This is a genomic window from Glycomyces luteolus, assembly GCF_027622875.1.
In the GTDB taxonomy this organism is placed as follows: domain Bacteria; phylum Actinomycetota; class Actinomycetes; order Mycobacteriales; family Micromonosporaceae; genus Glycomyces; species Glycomyces luteolus.
The window spans coordinates 53,069-73,751 of the sequence record NZ_JAPZVP010000009.1; the positions used below are offsets into that span (position 1 = coordinate 53,069).

Genomic DNA, 20,683 nt, shown 5'->3' on the forward strand with positions numbered 1-20,683 from the left:
GGGAGGCGGGGGTCCGGCCTTCGCGGTCGTGGGGTTATTCGTTGAATTCCTTGTAGGAGCACTTGATCGGGGTGCTGTCGTTCGCGCCGTCCTGGACGCACACCTTCATCCGGTAGCTCAGGCTCTCGAGCACGTTGTAGTTGAAGGTGACGTAGTTCCCGGCGCCGACGTTGTTGTACTTGCTCTCCTGGTCGACCCATCTGAGGATGGTCGGGTTGTACATCTGGAGGGTGCCTTCGATGCCGTGGCCGTCCCGGTACCAGTCGTAGACGCGGAAGTCGTCGCCGTCGTCGACGTGCATCATCTCGCCGACCAGCATGTCCTGGTAGACGAGGTCGATGTTGGTGTTGGCGGCGTAGGCGGGGCTGGTGATGCCCGCGACGAGTGCCGCTCCGGCGGCGGCGGTCACCATGGCCCGTACGGCCCACTGCTTGGTCGTCATGATCGCTCCTCTCGGTCCGGCTGCTATTCGGTGAAGGTCTTGTTGTCGCACTTGATCGGGGTGGGGTCGCTCGCGCCGTCCTGGAGGCAGACGACGAGGCGGTAGCGCTCGACCGAGAGGACGTCGTACTGGAATTCGACGTAGGTGCCGCCGCCGGTGTTGTTGTACTTCGATTCGATGGTGGACCACTGGCGGGTCACGGGGTGCTGGGCCTGGAGTGTGCCCTTGACGCCGTGGCCGTCCCGGTACCAGTCGTAGACGCGGAAGTCGTCGCCGTCGTCGACGTGGCGCATCTCGCCGACGAGCATCGAGTCGTAGACGAGGTCGATGTTGGTGTCGGCGGCGTAGGCGGGGCTGGTGATGCCCGCGACCAGGGCGGCGCCGACCGCTGCGGTGACGGCGGTCCTGGCGAGCCACTTCTTGAACATGGTCCGTGCTCCTCGTGCGATCGAAGGGTCCGAAGGGGATCGTGACTGGAAGACGCCGGCTGTCGGCTACCGGTTGCCTCAGCATTGCAGTGATCTGGGTTACTTTCCTTGCGTCGCAACGGAACTCGAAAGAACCCTTCGCGTACGAGGAGTGGCCGGGCCCGCCGCGACGCGGGCCCGGCCGGTGTCCACTGTGCCTAGTCGCACGTCCAGGTGACGGCCTTCAGGATGTGGTTGTCGGCTTCGTCCTGACCCGCGTAGACCTGCCCGGCGACGAGTTCGCCGTCGTCGCTGATCTCGGTGGCGTAGTCGCCGAACCAGTTGTCGGCGGGGTCGACGAGGCCGGGCAGCTCGACGACCTTCCCGTCCTCCTCCTGGAAGACGGCGAGCGGCTCCGCGGCGCCGGCGACGGTGCCCTCCTCGTTGATCGCGAGGGCCATGGGCACGTCGGTGAGCTCGACGGTGCCGTCCTCCAGGTTCCAGCGGACACCGGTTTCGAGGCCTGGCGAGTACACGTTGCCGCCGACCCATCCGTCGGCGATGACGGACGCGGTCAGGAAGAGCTCGGCCGGGTCGGCGCCCTCGGGCATCGGCAGTTCCTCGCCGGTCCCGTCCGGGTGCCACACGTACGGCCGGGAGAACCCGTCCTCAGTGTGATAGGTGCCGACGATCGTGCCGTCCTCGTCGATCGACGAGGCGGTGCCCGAGACCGCGCCCTTCGGCAGCTGCAGCGTCTCGGCCTTGAGGCTCCCGTCCCGCCAGGCGACCGGCTGCGTGTACTCCTGGTCCGAGTAGCCGACGATGTCGCCGTCCTCGTTGACGTCGGTCGGCGTGCCGCCGCCTTCGACGCCGAGCTCCCACAGCTCCCCGTCGCGGAAGACGTAGGGGACGAGGAGGCCGTCGACCCAGGACGCGCCGACCGCGACGCCGTCGGAGTTCACCCCGGTCAGGGTCTGCTCGGTGCCCGGCAGCGGCAGTTCGACGGCCTCGCCGTCCTCATAGAGGTACGTCGCGCGCTCCTGCCCTTCCAGCAGGGCCGGATAGACCCGGTAGGCGATGACGTCGCCGTCGCCGCTCATGGCGGTGACGAGGCTGAAGTACCGGCCTTCCGGCATCGGCAGCTCCTGGAGGACGCACGCGTCCTCGCCCGCGGGGGCCGCGCTCGCGCCCTGGAAGGGGACGACCGCGGCCGCGGCGGCGGCGAGGAACACGCCGCCTGCCGCAAAAACACTGCGGCGCTTGAGGTCTCGAGTGGGTCGGGGGTCGACGTCGTGCTCGTGCGAGAAAGACACGGAGGGTCCTTTCGTCGATTTCGCCGGGCCCGGATGGCCCGATGCCCTCCAGTACGCGGCCCGATGTGACCCGGGTTGCCCGCACTTCGCCGGATCGTGCCCGGGCCGTCCGTTCGCTGTCGAACAGTGTCGAACAGGCCGGGTTACCGGTCGGTTCGTTTACCCCTCGGGACACTTGCGACTCACGCGCGGTAGGAGTGAAACACCTGCGTAACACGTAGATAGAACCTTAAAGATTTCCTCTGCCCGCGTTGACTCGGGCCTGTGTCGGACGCTACAGTTCTTCACAATCACCCTTCCTAGTGAACGCGCATTCACCCCCACCGGTGAACCCCCAAGTGGTAGGGAGCCATATGCCGACGGCGATCTCAGACCAGCGAAGCGTTCGACTGCGCACAGTGGACGGACTCAGTGCACTCGGCATCCCCGCGCCCCCCGCGCAGTTCCCGCTCCCGTTCCCCGCCGGCCAGCTGCCCCGCATGCGGCCCCGCGGCCACGTCGAGGCCCGCGCCGCGATCCTCAACATCGTCCAGGCCCGCGTCTTCGACATGCCCGAGGAACTGGCGATGCGCTGGCTCCTCGACGCGCACGTCCTCGACCACCTCTCCCCGGACGAATGGGGCTTCATCGCCTGCGGCCGAGGCGAACGCTCGCGCTACGCCGACCAGCTCGAGAGCCTCTACACGGTCTCCTGGCTGCTCGGCCTCGTCGACCACCTCGACCCGGCCGTGCCCTGCAGTGAAGAGCTCCCCGAGCTCCTGCCGGACCTGCGGCGGCCGGAGTCCTTCGGGGCCTGGAGGGACCGCCAGCTCACGCCCACGCGCGACCCCGCCGTGATCGCCGAGATGCTCGACCTCTACTACTGCCTCGACTGGGTCTGCGACCAGGCCCGCCGCGCCGGGCAGGCCCCGCCGCGCGGCGTCGACGACAACCTGGTGTGGCACCGGCGCTGGGCCCTCGAATGGGCCGTGGTCTTCGCCGACGAGCGGCCCGTCCACTGGGACGAAGTCCGGCTGTGAGGCAGGCTCGCGTAAGCGGCTGACTATATTCATGGGATGAATCCGCCTGCTTTTGTGAACTCCGCGCTCGACATCGACGCGATCCGCCGAGCCCCTAAGGTCGTGCTCCACGAGCACCTCGACGGCGGCCTCCGCCCGGAGACGATCATCGAGATCGCCGACGAGATCGGCCACACCCTGCCCGAGCACGAACCCGAGGCACTGAAGAACTGGTTCTTCGAGGCCGCCGACTCCGGCACCCTGGAGCGCTACCTCGAGACCTTCGCGCACACCGTCGCCGTCATGCAGCGCCCCGAGGACTGCTTCCGCGTCGCCTCCGAAGCGGCCCAGGACCTCGCGAGCGACGGCGTCGTCTACGCCGAACTGCGCTACGCCCCCGAGCAGCAGCTCCTCGCCGGGCTCAGCCTCGAGGAGGTCGTCGAGGCCACACTCGCCGGATTCGAAGCGGGCCAGAACCTCGCCGCCGACGCCGGCCACGACATCACCGTCCGCACCCTCCTGTGCGGGATGCGGCACGCCGACCGCACCAAGGAGATCGCCCAGCTCGCGGTCGCTTACCGCGACAAGGGCGTCGTCGGCTTCGACATCGCCGGCGGCGAGATCGGCAACCCGGCCGAGCGACACGTCGAGGCCTTCGACTACCTGCGCCGCGAATCGATGCCGTTCACCATCCACGCGGGGGAATCCTGCGGCCCCGAGTCGATCTGGGGCGCGGTCGACGTCTGCGGCGCCAACCGCATCGGCCACGGCGTCCGGCTCATCGAGGACATCGACCTCACCGGCGACGAGGTGAAGCTCTCGAACCTCGCCCACTACATCCGCGACCGGCGCATCGCCCTCGAAGTCGCGCCCTCCTCCAACCTGCAGACCGGGGCCGCCGAATCCATTGAGACGCACCCGATCAGCGTGCTCTACAACCTCGGCTTCCGCGTCACCGTCAACAACGACAACCGCCTCCAGAGCCGCACCAGCGTCTCCCGCGAGTTCCATATCCTCTCCGAGACCTTCGGCTGGGGCTGGGCAGAAGTCAAGCGCTGCACCGAGAACGCGATGAAAGCCTCGTTCCTGCACCACCCGGAGCGCCGCCGCGTCCTCGAAGAGGTGATTCGCCCCGCGTACGCCGCGCTGGAGTCCGCCGACGCTGAGTAAGCTCGGCTCCATGCACGTTTACACCGCTCCTGTCGTCGTCCCCGTCGCGGACGAGCCGATTCGCGAGGGCGCGGTCGGGGTCGACGACGGGCGGATCGCCTACGTCGGCCCCGCCGCCGACGCCCCCGAAGCCGAAGCGACCACCGCCTTCGAGGGCGTGCTCACCCCCGGACTCGTCAACGCCCACACCCATTTGTGCTACTCCGCGTTCGCCGACATGTACGGCAACGAGAAGGAGTTCTTCGAGTGGATCCAGGACTTCGCGCGCCGCAACCCCGAGACCGCCGATGACGCCTGGAAGGCCTCCGTGCAGCTCGGCATCGACGAGTCGATCGGCCACGGCGTCACCGCCGTCGCCGACATCGTCACGCCCGCAGCCGGTTTCGAGCCGCTCTTCGCCTCAAGCCTCGCGGGCGTCGCCTACTGGGAGGCCTGCTTCATCGACGGCGCCCGCTGGGAGGGCAACCGCAGCGCCTGGCGCGAGATCGTCACCGACAGCCGCGCGGTCAACAACTCCGACATCGCCGTCGGCATCAGCCCCCACACGCTGTACACGCTGGGCACCGAGGTCGGCAAGAGCCTTGCCGAGCTCGCGCGGACCCTCGACATCCGCCTCCACCCGCACCTGGCCGAGACCATGCACGAGGACATGTACGTGCGCCGCGGCTCCGGCCCGTTCGCGTTCATGAACCGCCGCGCCGGCCTCGAGCTCGAACTCGCCGACGGCGGCGCGGGGCACTCCCCGGCCGCGCAGATGGAGAAGGTCGGCTGGCTCGGCGCCGATTCCCATGTGGCGCACGGCGTCCACCTCGACAAGGCCGACCGGGAACTGCTCCGCAACCTCGGCACCGCCGTCGCCCTCTGCGTCCGCTCGAACGCCCGCCTCGAAGCGGGCGAGCCGCCCGTCGCGGCCTACCGCGCCGAAGGCAACACCGTCGCGATCGGCACCGACTCGCGCGCCTCCAGCCCCGACCTCGACGTCGCCGCCGAATGGCCGCTGCTGCGAAAACTCGCGCTCGCCCAGGGCGACGGCGGCGAAGGCCTCAACGAATGGCTCGTCCGCGCCGCCACCGAAGGCGGCGCGAAGGCCCTCGGCCGCGACGACATCGGCGCGATCAAGGTCGGCAACCGCGCCGACCTCGCGGTCTTCGACGTCGACACCGAAGGCGACCCGTACGCCGCCCTGGTGAACGGCGCCGCCGGGAACTGCACCGCCACCGTGCTCAAAGGCGATCTCATCCAGCGGTAGACCGCGGATAACGCTTCGATCTCGAGGCTTGTCGATGCGCTCGTCGTTCGACATGCTTGGAACGCCGCATCACGGCGGTACAGGACTTCCTTCACCGGAGAGGCTCGCCTCTCTGTGTATCCCCTGGAGAAGGCGGGGCGCGCATGCGCGCCCCGCCGTTTTTTCACTCCGCCTTTTTCAAGCTGGACACCGGCCCGCAAAACGGCGGAACCAGCGGTTATCCGACGAAGGCATACGAGCACGTCGCAGCCTGTGACAACCGGCACTCCATTGCTATCGGAAGGGTTACACGCGATAACGGTTCGGCTTCATAGATCGACATCACAGCCTCCATGCGTCAATGTGGTCGTGTAGCGCAGACCGCACTCGGGGGATCTCTCAGCGTCATCCCAGCCGGGACGGATACCGGTCCGCGCACCGGCGAACCGAAGACGACCAGGAGGCGACGATGCACCGCTCACCCGCGCACACCGCAGCGCCTTCCGGTGCGCCCCAGGCGCTCCCGTCCCACCCCAAGGTTCAATCCTCAGCCTCCCTACCGGGCGAGCGCGCGGCCGTACCCTGCTCCCTCAAGGCCGCAAGCGTCGCGTTACCCCGCGCGCGCCCGATATAACCCCTTGATCCGCCGGGGCCCACACCGACAGGGCTCCGGCGGATTTTCTGTTTCCCGTGTGCAAGGCTGTGCGAGTGATCGAGGCGAACGAAGCGAATACCCCGCGTAAGGAACCCGGCCGCGTCGCGGCGATGTTCGACCGGGTCGCGCCGGGCTACGACCGCACCAACACCGTGATGGTCGCCGGGCAGGACAAGCGCTGGCGCAAGGCGACCCGCGAGGCCCTGAGCCTCCAGCCGGGCGAGCGCTGCCTCGACCTCGGCGCGGGCACCGGCGTATCCACTGCCGAGCTCGCGAAGTCGGGCGCCGACGTCGTGGGCGTCGACTTCTCACTCGAGATGCTGAAGCACCACAAGGACCGCCAGGTGCCGCTGGTGAACGCCGACGCGCTGCACCTGCCGTTCGCCGACGACGCCTTCAACGCCGTCACCGGCTCCTTCTTCATCCGCAACGTCGTCGACCTCGACGCCTGCCTCGCCGAGATCCGCCGCGTCCTCGCCCCCGGCGGCCGGATGGTGCTGTGCGAGGTCTCGCAGCCGGTCTGGAAGCCCTACCGCAAGGCCCACGGCGTCTTCGTCAAGCACGTGCTGCCGAAGGTGGCCTCCCGCGTCGCCTCCGACCCGGAGGCCTACAAGTACCTCTCCGAGACGACGATGGCCTGGCCCGACCAGGCCGCGTTCGCCGACCGCATCGTCAAGGCCGGCTTCCGGAAGGTCGCCTGGCGAAACCTCGCCGGCGGCGCGGTCGCCATGCACCGCGGGTTCAAGTAGGGAGCACCGCGAGATCGGCGGCAGCACCGCATAGGTGCGCCGCCCGGCCGCGGTGGTGGGTGCGGCGCGGGCGGCGCGTTGCGGGCTGGGATGAGACGATCACCTGCCCGCGGCTTTCGAGCCCGCCCCGTGGTCGGGCCCGGCACGTATTCAGTTGAGCTGGAACGAGCGCTTCGAGAGGCCCATCCAGTAGCCTTCGATGACGGTGGCCGCCGCCTGCTCCTGCTCGCTCGCGGCCCCGTAGGTCACGAACAGCGGCACGTAGTGGTCCACCGTCGGGTGCGCGTACGGCATCCCCGGCGCCTGCGAGCGGTAGCGCGCCAGCTCCTCGATGTCCCCGCGCGCCAAGGCGTCCGAGACCCAGTCGTCGAAGTCCGCCGACCAGCCCGGCACGTCCTCGGGGCGGCGGAAGTCGATGAACGGCAGCCCGTGCGTCATGAACCCCGAGCCGACCACGAGGTAGCCCTCCTCGCGCAGCGGCCGCAGCCGCGCGCCGATCGCCATGAGCCGGTGCGGATCGTGTGTCGGGATCGACATCTGGAGCACCGGCACGTCCCCGTCCGGGTACATGACCTTGAGCGGCACCCACGCGCCGTGGTCGAGGCCGCGGCTCGCGTGCTGGTGCAGCGGTTCGGTGTCCGGCATCGCCGCGGCGACCCGCCGCGCCATCGCGCTCGCGTCCGGCGTCTCGTACCGCATCTGGAAGTAGCGCTGGGGGAAGCCGCCGAAGTCGTACACGAGCGGGGTCCCGGGCGCGGAGCTGGAGATCATGAGCGGCGCGGCCTCCCAGTGGGCCGAGACGATGAGGATGCCCTTGGGGCGCGGCAGGCCCTGCGCCCAGGCGAAGAGCTCGCCCATCCACGCGGCCTCGTCGAACAGCGGCGGCGCGCCGTGGCTGAGATACAGCGAGGGCAGGGCGCCGTCTTCGGGCGCCCAGTCGCGCCGCTCGGCCGCGGCGGGCGCGGTGGTCTCGAGGAAGGCGTCGAACGCGGCGCCGGGTCGGCCGGACATGAGTACTCCTGCTTCATTGAACCTTCAACCAACCTAGCGCGGGATCCTTGATGTATCAAGTAGTCCAGTTAAGCTTGTTGCATGAGAGATGAAGCGCCCTGGCTCGACGAAGCGGAGATGACGACCTGGCTGGCGCTCATCGGCGTGGTCATGCGGCTCCCCGGAGCACTGGAAGTGCAGCTGCGCCGCGACGCCGACCTCAACCACTTCGAATACAGCGTCCTCGTCGGCCTCGAGCACGCCGAGGGCGGAACGATGCGCATGAGCGACCTCGCCTTCCTCTGCAACGGCTCGCTCTCCCGCCTCTCGCACGTCGCCCGCCGACTCGAGAACGAAGGGCTCATCGAGCGCTTCGCCTGCCCCGACGACGGCCGCTCGACCCTCGCGCGCCTCACCGCCCCCGGCCGCGAACGCCTCGCGCAGGCCGCCCCCGGCCACGTCCGGCTCGTCCGCGACCTCGTCTTCGACGAGCTCGACGACGACGAGACACGCCAGATGGGCGAGCTCGCCAAGCGCATCCTCGCCCGCATCCAGTCCTGACGCGGCGACACGCCGTGAAAATCGGCGGTTTCATCCACGCTCCGTGTGGTTTCGGGCCGATATAGTGAGCGAAAGATTCGTTCCTATTCCCCGAGGACTCGAACCATGCCCCTTGCGTCCCATGTAACTCCTCCCTACCCGAAGGCCGCCCATGGCAGGCGCTGACGTCTTCGCGATGGACCCCGACGAGGTCCGCAAATCCGTCGAGATCCTCTTCGAGATCGAGTCGGAGGTCGATGAGCAGGCCAGCGCCATCGCCACCTCGAACGCCGAGACTGCCGGCCCCCTGAAGGAGGCCGAAACCGCGCTCGGCCCCGCCCTGGAAGCCGCCGGCGAATGGTGGCAGGGCGAGCGCGCGTTCGGATTCGGCAGCCTCCTCGGCAACACCGGCGAGTACCTCGCCGTCTGCGCCGAGGAGGCCGTCGAGGTCGACGACTACAACGCGGGCACCTTCGCGTCCGTCGCCGGCGACCTCTACCCCGAACGCGCCAACGCGAACGCCGACGCCCGGCCGGACTGGTAGGGACCATGAGCGAACTGACCTGGGAGCACCTCCGCGACCTCGACTGCGGAGCGATCCGCACCCTCGGCGACACCTGGAAAGCCTATGTGGAGCAGCAGCTCGCCCACACCGAACGCCTCCGCACCGAGGTGATCGAAGGCCACCTCAGCGCCGAGCACTTCGAGTCCGACACCGCCACCCAAGTGCGCGAGCAGATCGGCATGACCGCCGACCGCTACGAGGACGACCTCTCCGACTACGCCAGCACCCGCATCGCCACCACCCTCTTCGAAGTCGCCGACGCGTTCGAGAAGGAGCAGAACGAGCTCAAGGAGCTCGTCCCGCTCATCGAGCAGCACGACTTCGAGATCGAAGGCCCCCGCAGCGAATACGACGTCAACCTCTCCGGCGACCTCCACCAGGCGATCCTCACCCTGAACCCGCCGCAGTGGCTCTGCGACATGTGCGGCGTGCAGAAACCCGACGGCTTCTGGGACCTCGACACCATCAAGGTCCTCTTCAACGGCGTCGACCTCTACGGCACCGCCATCGGCCTCGCCGGGCAGTACCAGGACTGGCTCCGCGCCGTCATGTCCCGCGCCCACGACGCCGACGACGAAGCGGCCGCCGCCCTCTCCGAGATGCGCGAGAACCCGACCGAACTCCCGCCGCGACTCGGCGCCACCTATGACGATCTTGTCGACGACTACAAGGAAGGCGTCACCGAAGAGGTCGCGGGCGAGGCCAAGGCGATCGCCGAAGGCACCTCCGGCATGTCGCCCGAACAGGTCAACCAGTGGTGGGAGGGCCTCAGCGAATCCGAGCGGCAGGCCCTCATCGAGGAGCACCCGGAATGGGTCGGCCCGGTCGACGGCATCCCCACCGAGTCCCGCGACACCGCCAACCGCACCCTCCTCGACAACGACATCGACAGGCTCGGCACCCAGATCGCCGCCAAAGAGCAAGCGCTCCAAGGCATGGACCCGGAATCCGAGGAGTACGAGCAGGCGAAGGAAGAACTCGACGGCCTCAAAGGCGACCGCGACGACCTCGCCAACCTCCAGGACCGCATCACCAACGACGACGGCACCCCGGCCCTCGCCGAAGGGCCCGAACCGAAGCAGCCCTACTACCTGCTCGGCTTCGGCACCCAGGACAGCGGCCGCGCGATCGTCTCGGTCGGCAACCCCGACACCGCCGACAACGTGAACACGCTGGTCCCCGGCACCACCTCGAACCTCACCGACGTCGACGGCCTCATCAACCGAGCCGAGACCATGCAGAGCGACGCCCAACTCGCCGCCCCCGGAGCGTCGAACGCCACGGTGATGTGGCTCGGCTACGACGCCCCTGACACGATCGTGCCCGAGGCCATGCAGGAGCGCTGGGCCGACGGCGCCAGCAACGACCTCGAGCGGTTCACCAAGGGACTGGACGCCACCGGGCAGCCGAACACCAACCACACGCTCACCGGCCACTCCTACGGCACCACCGTGATCGGACACGCCGCCTCCCAGGACGGCGTCAACGCGGACAACATAGTCTTCGTCGCCTCCCCGGGCGTCGGCACCGACACCGCCAGCGCCCTCGGTGTGGACGAGGACAACGTGTGGTCCACCACGAACTCCCTCGACCCGATCCAGCTTTCACCGGACTTCCTCCACGGCGCCAACCCGGCCGGAGAGGACTTCGGCGGGAACACCTTCCACAGCGACACCGGCGCGTGGAACGCCAACAACCACAGCACGTACTGGGACGACACCAACATGGCCGGACGCGAGACGCTCGCGGACATCGCCACTGGGCAGCGATGACGCATGCCGCGCAGACCATCCCCCGGCTCGCGGTGGCGCAGGGGCCTCGCGGCCCTCGCCGCCCTGCCGCCAGTCCGTTCGATCGTGGAGAAGCTCATGGACAACCCGCCTGAACCGCGGTACACGCAGGCCGAGGCCTACGCGCCGATGGAAGCCGCCGCGGCGGACGCGGTCACCGCGCTGCCCGACTTCCCGGGTTTCAAGGAGCGCATCTGGACGGAGATGCCCGCGACGAGCGGCGGCATCGACGTCCCGGGCTTCACGATCGTCGAGATCACCTATGTCTTCTCGCTGCCCGACTCCGGCACACCGCTGGTCCGCGAGACCTACGTCGACGTCCTCCGCGAGCACTGGAGCTCCTTGGGCTACACGATCTTCCGCGACGCCGTGAAGGAGAAGCCCGACCGCACCGACCGCAGCCTCGTCGCGACCCGGCCGGACGGGATCTCCCTGTGGTACTGGGTGTCCGGCTACACGGTGCTACGGGTGCAGTCAGGGCCGGTCACGGCCAGCGACCACGAGGCGATCGAGCACGTCCCGCCTACGGGCGGCGTGCGACCGGGCGGCCGGTTCGACAAGGTCGGCAAGTACTTCCCCGACGGCATCCCGGCCGACGGCGCGGTGGATCCCTTCGACTCGCCCGACTCCTACGAGGACGTGCTGTGAGGCGCACAAGACTCGCCGGTGCGATCGCGGCAGTGCTCGCGCTCGGACTGGCAGCCTCGGCTTGCACTGGCCCGCAAGTGAACGAGGAGTTCAACGACACTGAGGCGCTGGCCGCGATGGAGGAGTTCCTGGCGGAGTCGATCGCGGAGCTGGAGGATTTTCCCGGGTTCCAGTCGCGGAGCATCTCGCTCGAGGACTGCCGACACGGCGTGGACCGCAACGAGGTACTCGAGGGCCACGACACCGTTCACCTCCAATACGTCTTCCCTGAAGCGAGCTGGGAGGACCCGCTCGTACGGGAGGCCTACCCCGAGGCGCTGGCCGAGTTCTGGGAGGCGCAGGGCCACGAGGTCGAGATCGATCGCGACGATTCGGGCGCCGTCTCGCGCGTGAGCGCCGTCCGCGAGGACGGCGTCGGCCTCTACTACCGGGTCCTGGGCCAGGTCGTCATCGACGCCTCACTCGGCGGCGGCCCGGAATGCGTCGAAGCGGACCCCGACTTCTCTGCCCCCGAACCCCTCGGAGGCGTAGAACCCGACCACGACAGCGTTCCGGAAGGCGGACACGACGATGGCGGATGACATGAGGCCGATGCAGGACACACCGCGACGGACGCCGTGGACCGCGATCGTCGCGGGGATCGTTCCGCCGCTCTACTGCTTCGTCATCGCCGGGTTGCTGATCTCGATGGGGGACGTGCAGGACTTCGGCGACATGGCCGAGGTCGGGAGGCCCCTGCTGGTGATCGGCTTGGTCGAGCTGCTGCTTTCGGTAGGCGTCTGGCTGGGTTCGCGGATCCTGTGGTGGGTCACGGTAGTCGGACACGGCCTTGTCATCCCGTCGCTGATCCTCGCCCAGGCCGTGAACCTGGGAGCGGTATGGGCGTATGCGGCGTGCATGGTCGTTCCAGCGGTGTTGACGATGCCGTTCCTCCTGCTGCCGCAGTCCCGGCGCTGGTGCCAGGTCGGCACACGCTGAACAGGCGGCGGTGAGCAGGCAGTGCCAGCGTCAACGAGATTCGGTCGACAAGCACCCGCTATCGATGGTGGGATCGCCATTGACATGAGCCGCAGCCGAGCCGGGTCCTCTGTTGCCCGGTCTCGCTATGTCGCTCGCGCCGGCGGGTCTGGCTTGGGTCGCAGGTGCCTTCTTGCAAGGCACTGCCTTCTGGTTGGGGTGATCCCAACTAGGAAATCGTCCACCCAGTCACGGCCCATCGGGGCGCGGACAGCTGCGGGCGATAGCACGGGGATGAGGTCTGGAACCCCCGGTGGGGGCTGAGTGCCTCGAAACAAGTCGGTTTGTCGATTCAGCCAGAGGCTTGTCGTAGTCTGCGTACACCTACTCGACACCTGTACGAATTCCCTGTCCCTGTACGTATCTCAAGTATCCTCAATACGCCCCCCACCGTCATCACCCACAGGAGTACAAGATGCTCACCTTCCACCCCGGAGCCGCTGCGCCGCAAGGAAAATACAGGCGCGCTTCCCGATCTCGGGAGTGCCGCCGCCCGCCCGACACGAACCCGCGTCCCGCCACCGAGCCCCGCCCTCACGCCGCCTCTTCGTCGCTGACCGCTTGAACCCGACCGAAGACCAGCCGCGATTGCGTACGACAAAGCGCCCGCCGGATCCTCCTGATGCCGTAGGAGGGCCGGACGGGCGCTTCGGTGTCGTGGTGCTTAGGCGGTGAGGGCGGTGCGGCCGGCCTTGAGGGCGGCGGCGGTGTTCACCACACGCTCGGCCTGCGCGGTGGCGGCGGCGAGCACGCCCTCGTCGACCGGCGTGCCCCAGCCGAAGTGCGAGACGCCGTACGGCGAGGCGTTCGCGAAGGCGACCTCGCCTGCGTAGCCGGGGGCCACGATGATGCCGCCGAAGTGGTGGAACGAGTTGTAGAGCGCCAGCAGCGTCGACTCGTTGCCGCCGTGCTTGCCGGAGGCGGCGGCGAAGCCCGAGTAGACCTTGTCGGCCAGCTTGCCCTGGAACCACAGGCCGCCGAGGGTGTCGATGTACTGCTTGAGCTGCGAGGAGACGTTGCCGAAGCGGGTGGGGCTGCCCATGATCACGGCGTCGGCCCAGTCGACGTCGTCGGGGGTGGCCTCGGCGATATCGGCGCTGGCCTGGATGTTCGCGGCCCACTGCTCGTTCGAGTCGATGGCCTCCTGCGGCGCCAGTTCGGCGACCCGGCGCAGCCGGACCTCGGCTCCGGCCTTCTCCGCACCTGCGGCGATCTGGCGGGCGAGCTGGGTGACGTTGCCGGTCTGCGAGTAGTAGACGACGGTGACCTTGACAGGCTCGGACATGTTCCTACCTCTTCCAGGAGAACGGTCAATAAGTAGTTCAGATTTGAATTACCCATCGACCATACGGGTCTCGCGGGGAAGTTTCAAATTTGAACGATGTGTCGCTGGCCACGTTGCCTCGCGGATCGATTTGCCTTATAGGGGGCGGGGCTTGCGGCCCAGGCGCTTGTTACGAGAGTGTTTCAGCGTGCTCTCTGTGGAAAGGGTGTTCGACTGTCGGCTTTATCACCTGCCTGGTACGAGTCACCTGAGGCGCTCCACTCGCTCGCGCAACTCTGGTTCAGGCACGCCTGTATGCATCGTGACCTCGAATAATGACAACTTAGGCGGACCTAAGTGACAGGGCGTAGATAGCGGAGTTCTAGACTTGCGGCAAACGCTTGTGAAGATCTTCACAAGCCGGATGGTCGTTAAAAGGATCACCGCCCTGTTCGCCTGAGAGGACGCCCGTGACCACTCACGCAACCCCGGAGGCCGACGTCATCGTCGTCGGCGCGGGACCTGGTGGTTCGGCCGCGGCCTACCACCTGGCCTCCCGGGGCCTCGACGTTCTGCTGCTGGAGAAGACCCGTTTCCCGCGCGAGAAGGTCTGCGGCGACGGCCTCACGCCCCGCGCCGTCGCGCAGCTGCTCAAGATGGGCGTCGACACCTCCGAAGCCGCCGGATGGATCCGCAACCGCGGCCTCCGCGTCGTCGCCGACGACATCGCCATCGAGCTGGACTGGCCCACCCTCCAGGACTTCCCGAACTACGGCCTCACCCGCACCCGCCTCGACTTCGACCAGATCCTCGCCGACCGGGCCGTCGCCGCCGGGGCCGAACTCCGCTGCGGCGTCAAGGTCACCGCGCCGATCTTCGACCTCGCCGGGCGCGTCTGCGGGGTCACCGCCGTCAGCGATGGCGAGCAGGTCGCCTACCGCGCGCCGCTCGTGATCGCCGCCGACGGCGTCTCCGGCCGCCTCGCACTCGCCCTGGGCCTCAAGCGCGACGAGAAGCGCCCCATGGGCGTCGCGGTCCGCCAGTACTACAAGTCCGAGGCCAAGCACGACGACGACTACCTCGAGTCGTGGCTGGCGCTGCGGACCGCCGCTGAGCCTGACGTCCTGCAGCCCGGATACGGCTGGATCTTCGGGCTGGGGGACGGCCGGGTGAACGTGGGTCTCGGCGTGCTGAACTCCTCCGAGGGCTACGGCAAGACCGATTACCGCGCGCTGCTTCGCGACTGGCTCGCCAACACTCCCGAGGAGTGGGGCCTCGCCGACGAGGCGAACGCCGACGGACCCGTCCGCGGCGCGGCGCTTCCCATGGGCTTCAACCGGACCCCGCACTACAGCCGCGGCCTCATGCTCGTCGGCGACTCCGGCGGCATGGTCAACCCCTTCAACGGCGAGGGCATCGCCTACGCCGTCGAGGCGGGCGAAGTCGCCGCATCCGTTGTCGCCGAAGCGTTCAAGGCCCGCTCCGTGCCCCGCCGCGAAGCGGTCCTGCGCACCTACGCCGACAAGATGGACGACCTCTGGGGCTCGTACTACCGCATGGGCGGCATCTTCTCGCACCTCATCGGCAAGCCCGCCGTCATGAAGCTGTGCACCGAGCACGGCCTGAAACGTCCCGCGCTCATGCGCGTCGTGTTGAAACTGCTGGCGAACCTCACCGACCGACCCGGGCGCGACACCGCCGACCGGATCGTCAACGGGATGCGGATCGTCACGCCGAGTTTGGGAAGGAGGGTCTAGGAACGTGGAAGTCTATGTGCCCGTCGTCATCATGTTCGCGATCGGCGCGGGGTTCGGCATCGTCTCGGTGGTCGCCTCGCGCATCACCGGCCCCCATCGGAAGAACCGCGCCAAGTACGACCCTTACGAATGCGGCATCGAGCCGGCCCCCACGAGCTCGGGGCCCACGAAGTTCCCGGTGAAGTTCTACCTCACCGCGATGCTGTTCATCGTCTTCGACATCGAGATCATCTTCCTCGTGCCGTGGGCGGTCCACCACGACGTCCTCGGGATCTTCGGGTTCTGGGCCGTCTTCATGTTCATCGCCGCGCTGTTCGTCGCCTACGCCTATGAATGGCGTCGCGGCGGACTGGACTGGGACTGAGGTTCCGATATGGGTGTAGAAGAGAAACTCCCGCAGGGCATCATCCTCACCTCCGTTGAGGCCCTGGTGAACTGGACCCGCAAGGCCTCGATGTGGCCCGCCACGTTCGGGCTCGCCTGCTGCGCCATCGAGATGATGGCCACCGGCGCCGCCCGCTACGACACCGGCCGCTTCGGCATGGAGGTCTTCCGCGCCTCCCCGCGTCAGGCGGACCTGATGATCGTGGCCGGACGCGTGAGCCAGAAGATGGCCCCCGTCCTGCGCCAGATCTACGACCAGATGCCGGAACCGAAATGGGTCCTCTCGATGGGCGTGTGCGCCACCTCGGGCGGCATGTTCAACAACTACGCGATCGTGCAGGGCGTCGACCACGTCGTGCCCGTCGACATGTACCTCCCCGGCTGCCCCCCGCGCCCGGAGATGCTGCTCGACGCGATCCTCAAGCTCCACGAGAAGGTCCAGCACGAGCCGCTCGGCGAGAAGCGCCGCCAGGCTCTCGCCGACCTCCCCGAGCCCGTGGTCAAGCCCGGTGCGATGCCCTCCTCCTACCGCTTCGACAAGCAGCGCAAGAAGGAGTGGATCGAGGCCGCGGAAGCCGGGACGGAAGAGCAGCTGCGCATCCGGAAGGCGGTGGCGAAGCGATGACCTCCGATCCAACGGGAACGGGCAGCGCGGGACCGGACGACGTCCAGCCCGTCGGCATGCAGAAACCGAAGGGGCTCTTCGGTGTCAGCGACACCGGTGACACCTCCGGCTTCGGCGGCCTCGTGCAGGCGACGCCGAGCGCGGGGGAGCTCGTCTCCACGCCCGAACCGCTCGGCGGCTACTTCGACGAGATCGTTGCGGCCCTGCGCGAAGCGCACGGCGACGAGATCACCCGCGCGGTGGTCGTCGACCGCGGCGAGCTCACCATCCACATCGCGCCCGACCGCGTCGCCGAGGTCTGCAAGACCATGCGCGACGACGAGAGCCTGCGGTTCGAGCTCTGCAACTCGGTGTCCGGCGTGGACTACCCGGACCAGCGCAACCGGCTCCACGTCACGTACCACCTGACCTCGATGACCTACCGGCGCCGCGTGCGGCTCGAAACGGCGGTGGGACTTGAGCACCCGGTCGTCCAGTCGGCGACCGAGGTGTACCCGACCGCCGACTGGCAGGAGCGGGAGACGTACGACATGTTCGGCGTCGTGTTCGAGGGCCACCCCCACCTCACCCGCATCCTCATGCCCGACGACTGGGAGGGCTTCCCGCAGCGGAAGGACTACCCGCTCGGGGGCATCGCCGTCGAGTACAAGGGCGCGCATATCCCTCCGCCGGACGAAAGGCGGGCTTACAAGTGACCCGGAACGCCCCGTGGGGGGTGCGTGGTGGCGAAGCCCCCGCAGAAGGAAAGCACAGTCGCCGCCTGACGAGAGGAGGGCCTGCAAGTGACCGCCACTGATAACGCCCAAGACGCCTACGCCGCAGAGCGCGACACCACCGAAGGCCGCGTCTACACCGTCACCGGCGGCGACTGGGACGAGCTCGTCGCGTCGGTCGACCCGGTCAGCGAAGAGCGCCTCATCGTCAACCTCGGCCCGCAGCACCCGTCCACGCACGGCGTGCTCCGCCTGGTCTGCGAGCTTGAAGGCGAGACCGTCCGCTCGGTGCGCCCCATCGTCGGCTACCTCCACACCGGGATCGAGAAGAACCTCGAATACCGCAACTGGACACAGGGGACGACCTTCGTCACCCGCGCCGACTACCTCGCGCCGATCTTCAACGAGACCGCCTACTGCCTAGCGGTGGAGAAGCTGCTCGGCATCACCGTGCCCAGGCGCGCCGACGTGATCCGCGTGATCATGATGGAGCTCAACCGCATCAGCTCCCACCTGGTCGCCCTCGCGACCACCGGCATGGAACTGGGCGCTCTATCGATGATGATCTACGGCTTCCGCGACCGCGAGAAGATCCTGGACATCTTCGAAGCCGTCTGCGGCCTGCGCATGAACATGGCGTACGTGCGCCCCGGCGGCGTCGCCCAGGACCTCCCGCGCGACGGCCTCAAGATGATCCGCGACTTCGTGGACTACATGCCGCAGGGCCTCGACGACTACGAGGGCCTCCTCACCGGCAACGCCATCTGGCAGGAGCGCACCCAGGGCGTCGGCTACCTCGACGTCTCCGGGTGCCTCGCCCTCGGCGTCACCGGCCCCGTGCTCCGCTCCGCCGGCCTCGCCTGGGACCTGCGCAAGACCATGCCGTACTGCGGCTACGAGGAGTACGACTTCGAGGTGCCGACGCACAACGGCGCCGACGCCTGGGCCCGCTACGTGGTCCGCCTCGACGAGATCCGCGAGAGCCTCAAGATCATCAGCCAGGGCCTCGACAAGCTCGAGCCCGGCCCGGTCATGGTCGAGGACAAGAAGATCGCCTGGCCCGCCCAGCTCGCCCTCGGCAGCGACGGCATGGGCAACAGCCTCAACCATATCCGGCACATCATGAGCCAGTCGATGGAAGCGCTGATCCACCACTTCAAGCTCGTCACCGAGGGCTTCCGGGTCCCGGCCGGGCAGGTGTACACCGCCATCGAGGCCCCACGCGGCGAACTCGGCATCCACGCCGTCTCCGACGGCGGGACGAGGCCGTTCCGCATCCACATGCGAGACCCCTCCTTCATCAACCTGCAGTCGCTCCCCGCGCTCGCCGAAGGCGGCCTGCTGGCGGACGTCATCGCTGGTGGAGCCTCGCTCGACCCGGTCATGGGAGGTTGCGACAGATGAACTACCCGGAGAAGATCCGCGAGCAGGCCGAGGCGATCCTCGTCCGCTACCCCGAGGGCCACGAGCGCTCGGCGCTCCTGCCGCTGCTGCACCTGGTGCAGTCGCACGACGGCTACATCTCGGACGACGGCATCGCGTTCTGCGCCGACGTCCTGAACCTCACCAAGGCCCAAGTGCAGGCGGTCTCGACCTTCTACACGATGTACAAGCGCGAACCGGCCGGCGACTGGCTGGTCTCGGTGTGCACCAACACCTTGTGCCAGGCCAAGGGCGGCCAGAAGGTCTTCGACGCGCTCAGCGACGAACTCGACGTCGACCACGATGAGACCACTGTGGACGGCAAGATCACGCTGGAGCACGCCGAGTGCCTCGCCGCGTGCGACTATGCGCCCGTCGTCACCGTCAACTACGAGTTCTTCGACGACATGGACGAGGCGAAGTCCCTCGAGCTCGTGCGCGAGCTCAAAGAGGGCCGCCGCCCGATCCCCAGCCGCGGTGCTCCACTGTGCACGCTTCGTGAGATCTCGGTGCAGCTGGCCGGGTTCGACGAGGAGCGCACCGCCGGGCTCGAAGGCAACGCCCAGGGCGACGCCACGCTCGCCGGGGCCCGCCTCGCCGCGGAGGCCGGCGTCACGGCCCCCGCGTTCGATCCCACCGCGCCCCTGCTGGCCAAAGAACCCGAGGAAGCGAAGTGAGCGTTACCGTGCCCGGTCCCAGGCGGCCCCGCGAGGACGCCCTCAACAAGCTCAAGCCCGTCGTCACCAAGCGCTGGATGTCCCCGGGCGCGTGGAAGCTCGACGTCTACGAGCAGCTCGACGGCTACAAGGCGCTTCGCAAGGCCCTCAAGTACTCCGAGGGCGACCTGATCGCCTTCATGAAGGAGTCCGGCCACCGGGGACGCGGCGGCGCCGGGTTCCCCGTCGGCATGAAGTGGCAGTTCGTGCCCGACGACGGCCAGGACCACTACCTGGTCGTCAACGCCGACGAAGGCGAGCCGGGCACTTGCAAGGACCTGCCGCTCATGATGAACGACCCGCACTCGCTCATCGAGGGCATCGTCATCGCCTCATACGCCATCAAGGCTTCTCGGGCGTTCGTGTACGTGCGCGGCGAGGCCGTCCACGCCGCCCGTCGCCTCCGCAACGCCGTGCGCGAAGCCAAGGAAGCCGGATACCTCGGCAAGGACATCCTCGGCTCCGGTTTCGACCTCGAAGTCGTGATCCACTCCGGCGCAGGCGCTTACATCTGCGGCGAAGAGACCGCGCTGCTGGACTCCTTGGAGGGCAAGCGGGGCCAGCCGCGGCTGCGCCCGCCCTTCCCCGCGACGCACGGGCTCTACAACAAGCCCACCTGCATCAACAACGTCGGCTCCATCGCCGCCGTCCCGCACATCGTGCTCGGCGGCGCGCAGTGGTGGAAAGACCTCGGCTCCGAGAACGCCGCGGGCACGATGATCTACTCGCTGTCGGGCCGCGTCAAGCGCCCCGGCCAGTACGAGTGCTCGATGGGCACCACGCTCCGCGAGCTCATCGAACTCGCCGGAGGCATGGAGGAGGGCCACGAGCTGAAGTTCTTCACCCCCGGCGGCTCCTCCACCCCGATGCTCTCGGCCGACTCGATCGACGTGCCGCTCGACTTCGACAACGTCGCCAAGGCCGGTTCGATCCTCGGCACCACCGCGGTCATGATCTTCTCCGACCAGGACGACCCGGTCGTCGCCTGCTGGCGCTGGATCAAGTTCTACGCCCACGAATCCTGCGGCAAGTGCACGCCGTGCCGCGAGGGCAACTACTGGATGGTGCGCGTCTACGAGCGCATCCTCTCCGGCCAGGGCTCCCTCGGCGACCTGAAGCTCCTCGAGAGCGCGTGCAAGAACCTCCTCGGCCGCTCCTTCTGCGGTCTCGGCGACGGCGCCACCTCGTGCGTCACCTCGTCGCTGAAGTACTTCCGGCAGGACTACCTCGACTACATCGAGGGCCACAAGCCCGCCCTCTTCGACGCTGCAAAGATCGGAGCGCACTGAC

Annotated in this window: 22 protein-coding genes; 17 read left to right on the plus strand and 5 right to left on the minus strand. The window is 68.2% G+C overall.

Features of this window, described 5'->3' with window-relative positions:
* Positions 1 to 34: 34 nt before the first annotated feature.
* The 3 genes from O1R50_RS12890 to O1R50_RS12900 form a co-directional block, all read right to left on the minus strand.
* Positions 35 to 442 (minus strand): hypothetical protein, encoded by a 408-nt coding sequence (locus O1R50_RS12890; protein ID WP_270110470.1) that lies wholly within the window; start codon positions 440 to 442, stop codon positions 35 to 37.
* A gap of 23 nt (positions 443 to 465) precedes the next feature.
* Entirely contained in the window at positions 466 to 870 is a 405-nt protein-coding gene (locus tag O1R50_RS12895) for a hypothetical protein (protein ID WP_270110471.1), read from the minus strand.
* A 197-nt stretch (positions 871 to 1,067) separates the two neighbouring features.
* Complete coding sequence (locus O1R50_RS12900) at positions 1,068 to 2,162, minus strand: hypothetical protein (protein ID WP_270110472.1); 1,095 nt, start codon at positions 2,160 to 2,162, stop codon at positions 1,068 to 1,070.
* 398 nt (positions 2,163 to 2,560) lie between these two features.
* On the opposite strand from O1R50_RS12900, the gene O1R50_RS12905 reads away from it, so the two are divergent.
* The 4 genes from O1R50_RS12905 to O1R50_RS12920 all read left to right on the plus strand — a co-directional run bounded on the left by O1R50_RS12905 (position 2,561) and on the right by O1R50_RS12920 (position 6,962).
* Positions 2,561 to 3,181 carry a DUF4272 domain-containing protein gene (locus O1R50_RS12905; protein WP_205324107.1) on the plus strand — a complete coding sequence of 207 codons (621 nt, stop codon included), beginning with the start codon at positions 2,561 to 2,563 and terminating at the stop codon, positions 3,179 to 3,181.
* Between the two features lie 36 nt (positions 3,182 to 3,217).
* Positions 3,218 to 4,330, plus strand: a complete 1,113-nt coding sequence (locus tag O1R50_RS12910; protein WP_270110473.1) for an adenosine deaminase — start codon at positions 3,218 to 3,220, stop codon at positions 4,328 to 4,330.
* A gap of 10 nt (positions 4,331 to 4,340) precedes the next feature.
* The gene (locus O1R50_RS12915) at positions 4,341 to 5,579 is read left to right on the plus strand and encodes an amidohydrolase family protein (protein WP_270110474.1); all 1,239 of its coding nucleotides are present in this window, start codon (positions 4,341 to 4,343) and stop codon (positions 5,577 to 5,579) included.
* A 687-nt stretch (positions 5,580 to 6,266) separates the two neighbouring features.
* Positions 6,267 to 6,962: a class I SAM-dependent methyltransferase gene (locus O1R50_RS12920; RefSeq protein WP_270110475.1), complete on the plus strand. Its 696-nt coding sequence runs from the start codon at positions 6,267 to 6,269 to the stop codon at positions 6,960 to 6,962.
* Positions 6,963 to 7,112: 150 nt separating this feature from the next.
* Here the strand turns inward: O1R50_RS12920 and O1R50_RS12925 are convergent, their stop codons facing one another.
* Complete coding sequence (locus tag O1R50_RS12925) at positions 7,113 to 7,973, minus strand: dioxygenase family protein (protein WP_270110476.1); 861 nt, start codon at positions 7,971 to 7,973, stop codon at positions 7,113 to 7,115.
* 81 nt (positions 7,974 to 8,054) lie between these two features.
* Here O1R50_RS12925 and O1R50_RS12930 point away from each other — a divergent pair, with 81 nt between their 5' ends.
* From O1R50_RS12930 to O1R50_RS12955, 6 genes are all read left to right on the plus strand, one after another.
* Complete coding sequence (locus O1R50_RS12930) at positions 8,055 to 8,513, plus strand: MarR family winged helix-turn-helix transcriptional regulator (RefSeq protein WP_270110477.1); 459 nt, start codon at positions 8,055 to 8,057, stop codon at positions 8,511 to 8,513.
* Between the two features lie 151 nt (positions 8,514 to 8,664).
* Positions 8,665 to 9,036, plus strand: coding sequence for a hypothetical protein (locus O1R50_RS12935; RefSeq protein ID WP_270110478.1), 372 nt, complete (start codon positions 8,665 to 8,667; stop codon positions 9,034 to 9,036).
* A gap of 5 nt (positions 9,037 to 9,041) precedes the next feature.
* Complete coding sequence (locus tag O1R50_RS12940; protein ID WP_270110479.1) at positions 9,042 to 10,829, plus strand: alpha/beta hydrolase; 1,788 nt, start codon at positions 9,042 to 9,044, stop codon at positions 10,827 to 10,829.
* Between the two features lie 3 nt (positions 10,830 to 10,832).
* The gene (locus tag O1R50_RS12945) at positions 10,833 to 11,495 is read left to right on the plus strand and encodes a hypothetical protein (RefSeq protein ID WP_270110480.1); all 663 of its coding nucleotides are present in this window, start codon (positions 10,833 to 10,835) and stop codon (positions 11,493 to 11,495) included.
* Positions 11,492 to 12,076, plus strand: coding sequence for a hypothetical protein (locus O1R50_RS12950; RefSeq protein WP_270110481.1), 585 nt, complete (start codon positions 11,492 to 11,494; stop codon positions 12,074 to 12,076). Before O1R50_RS12945 ends, O1R50_RS12950 begins: the two co-directional genes overlap by 4 nt.
* 1 nt (position 12,077) lies before the next feature.
* Positions 12,078 to 12,473: a hypothetical protein gene (locus tag O1R50_RS12955; protein ID WP_270110482.1), complete on the plus strand. Its 396-nt coding sequence runs from the start codon at positions 12,078 to 12,080 to the stop codon at positions 12,471 to 12,473.
* A gap of 703 nt (positions 12,474 to 13,176) precedes the next feature.
* On the opposite strand, the gene wrbA is transcribed toward O1R50_RS12955, so the two are convergent.
* On the minus strand, positions 13,177 to 13,797 hold the full coding sequence (wrbA, locus tag O1R50_RS12960) for an NAD(P)H:quinone oxidoreductase (protein ID WP_270110483.1): 621 nt from the start codon (positions 13,795 to 13,797) through the stop codon (positions 13,177 to 13,179).
* Between the two features lie 449 nt (positions 13,798 to 14,246).
* Here wrbA and O1R50_RS12965 point away from each other — a divergent pair, with 449 nt between their 5' ends.
* The 7 genes from O1R50_RS12965 (at position 14,247) to nuoF (ending at position 20,682) form a co-directional block, all read left to right on the plus strand.
* Positions 14,247 to 15,533 carry a geranylgeranyl reductase family protein gene (locus O1R50_RS12965; protein ID WP_270110484.1) on the plus strand — a complete coding sequence of 429 codons (1,287 nt, stop codon included), beginning with the start codon at positions 14,247 to 14,249 and terminating at the stop codon, positions 15,531 to 15,533.
* A 4-nt stretch (positions 15,534 to 15,537) separates the two neighbouring features.
* The gene (locus O1R50_RS12970; RefSeq protein ID WP_270110485.1) at positions 15,538 to 15,897 is read left to right on the plus strand and encodes an NADH-quinone oxidoreductase subunit A; all 360 of its coding nucleotides are present in this window, start codon (positions 15,538 to 15,540) and stop codon (positions 15,895 to 15,897) included.
* A 9-nt stretch (positions 15,898 to 15,906) separates the two neighbouring features.
* Positions 15,907 to 16,542 carry a NuoB/complex I 20 kDa subunit family protein gene (locus O1R50_RS12975; RefSeq protein ID WP_333490262.1) on the plus strand — a complete coding sequence of 212 codons (636 nt, stop codon included), beginning with the start codon at positions 15,907 to 15,909 and terminating at the stop codon, positions 16,540 to 16,542.
* Complete coding sequence (locus O1R50_RS12980; RefSeq protein ID WP_270110486.1) at positions 16,539 to 17,237, plus strand: NADH-quinone oxidoreductase subunit C; 699 nt, start codon at positions 16,539 to 16,541, stop codon at positions 17,235 to 17,237. The genes O1R50_RS12975 and O1R50_RS12980 overlap by 4 nt, the downstream gene beginning before the upstream one ends.
* Positions 17,238 to 17,324: 87 nt before the next feature.
* Entirely contained in the window at positions 17,325 to 18,659 is a 1,335-nt protein-coding gene (locus tag O1R50_RS12985; RefSeq protein WP_270110487.1) for an NADH-quinone oxidoreductase subunit D, read from the plus strand.
* Positions 18,656 to 19,354 carry an NADH-quinone oxidoreductase subunit NuoE gene (nuoE, locus tag O1R50_RS12990; RefSeq protein WP_270110488.1) on the plus strand — a complete coding sequence of 233 codons (699 nt, stop codon included), beginning with the start codon at positions 18,656 to 18,658 and terminating at the stop codon, positions 19,352 to 19,354. Before O1R50_RS12985 ends, nuoE begins: the two co-directional genes overlap by 4 nt.
* Positions 19,355 to 19,431: 77 nt before the next feature.
* The gene (nuoF, locus tag O1R50_RS12995; protein ID WP_408612687.1) at positions 19,432 to 20,682 is read left to right on the plus strand and encodes an NADH-quinone oxidoreductase subunit NuoF; all 1,251 of its coding nucleotides are present in this window, start codon (positions 19,432 to 19,434) and stop codon (positions 20,680 to 20,682) included.
* The last annotated feature ends 1 nt before the right edge of the window (position 20,683 follow it).

Coding starts and splice junctions, on each gene's coding strand:
- O1R50_RS12890 (WP_270110470.1), bottom strand. CDS start 442: ATGACGACCAAGCAGTGGGCCGTACGGGCCATGGTGACCGCCGCCGCC.
- O1R50_RS12895 (WP_270110471.1), bottom strand. CDS start 870: ATGTTCAAGAAGTGGCTCGCCAGGACCGCCGTCACCGCAGCGGTCGGC.
- O1R50_RS12910 (WP_270110473.1), top strand. CDS start 3,218: ATGAATCCGCCTGCTTTTGTGAACTCCGCGCTCGACATCGACGCGATC.
- O1R50_RS12915 (WP_270110474.1), top strand. CDS start 4,341: ATGCACGTTTACACCGCTCCTGTCGTCGTCCCCGTCGCGGACGAGCCG.
- O1R50_RS12925 (WP_270110476.1), bottom strand. CDS start 7,973: ATGTCCGGCCGACCCGGCGCCGCGTTCGACGCCTTCCTCGAGACCACC.
- O1R50_RS12930 (WP_270110477.1), top strand. CDS start 8,055: ATGAGAGATGAAGCGCCCTGGCTCGACGAAGCGGAGATGACGACCTGG.
- O1R50_RS12935 (WP_270110478.1), top strand. CDS start 8,665: ATGGCAGGCGCTGACGTCTTCGCGATGGACCCCGACGAGGTCCGCAAA.
- O1R50_RS12940 (WP_270110479.1), top strand. CDS start 9,042: ATGAGCGAACTGACCTGGGAGCACCTCCGCGACCTCGACTGCGGAGCG.
- O1R50_RS12945 (WP_270110480.1), top strand. CDS start 10,833: ATGCCGCGCAGACCATCCCCCGGCTCGCGGTGGCGCAGGGGCCTCGCG.
- O1R50_RS12955 (WP_270110482.1), top strand. CDS start 12,078: ATGAGGCCGATGCAGGACACACCGCGACGGACGCCGTGGACCGCGATC.
- wrbA (WP_270110483.1), bottom strand. CDS start 13,797: ATGTCCGAGCCTGTCAAGGTCACCGTCGTCTACTACTCGCAGACCGGC.
- O1R50_RS12975 (WP_333490262.1), top strand. CDS start 15,907: ATGGGTGTAGAAGAGAAACTCCCGCAGGGCATCATCCTCACCTCCGTT.
- O1R50_RS12980 (WP_270110486.1), top strand. CDS start 16,539: ATGACCTCCGATCCAACGGGAACGGGCAGCGCGGGACCGGACGACGTC.
- nuoE (WP_270110488.1), top strand. CDS start 18,656: ATGAACTACCCGGAGAAGATCCGCGAGCAGGCCGAGGCGATCCTCGTC.
- nuoF (WP_408612687.1), top strand. CDS start 19,432: ATGTCCCCGGGCGCGTGGAAGCTCGACGTCTACGAGCAGCTCGACGGC.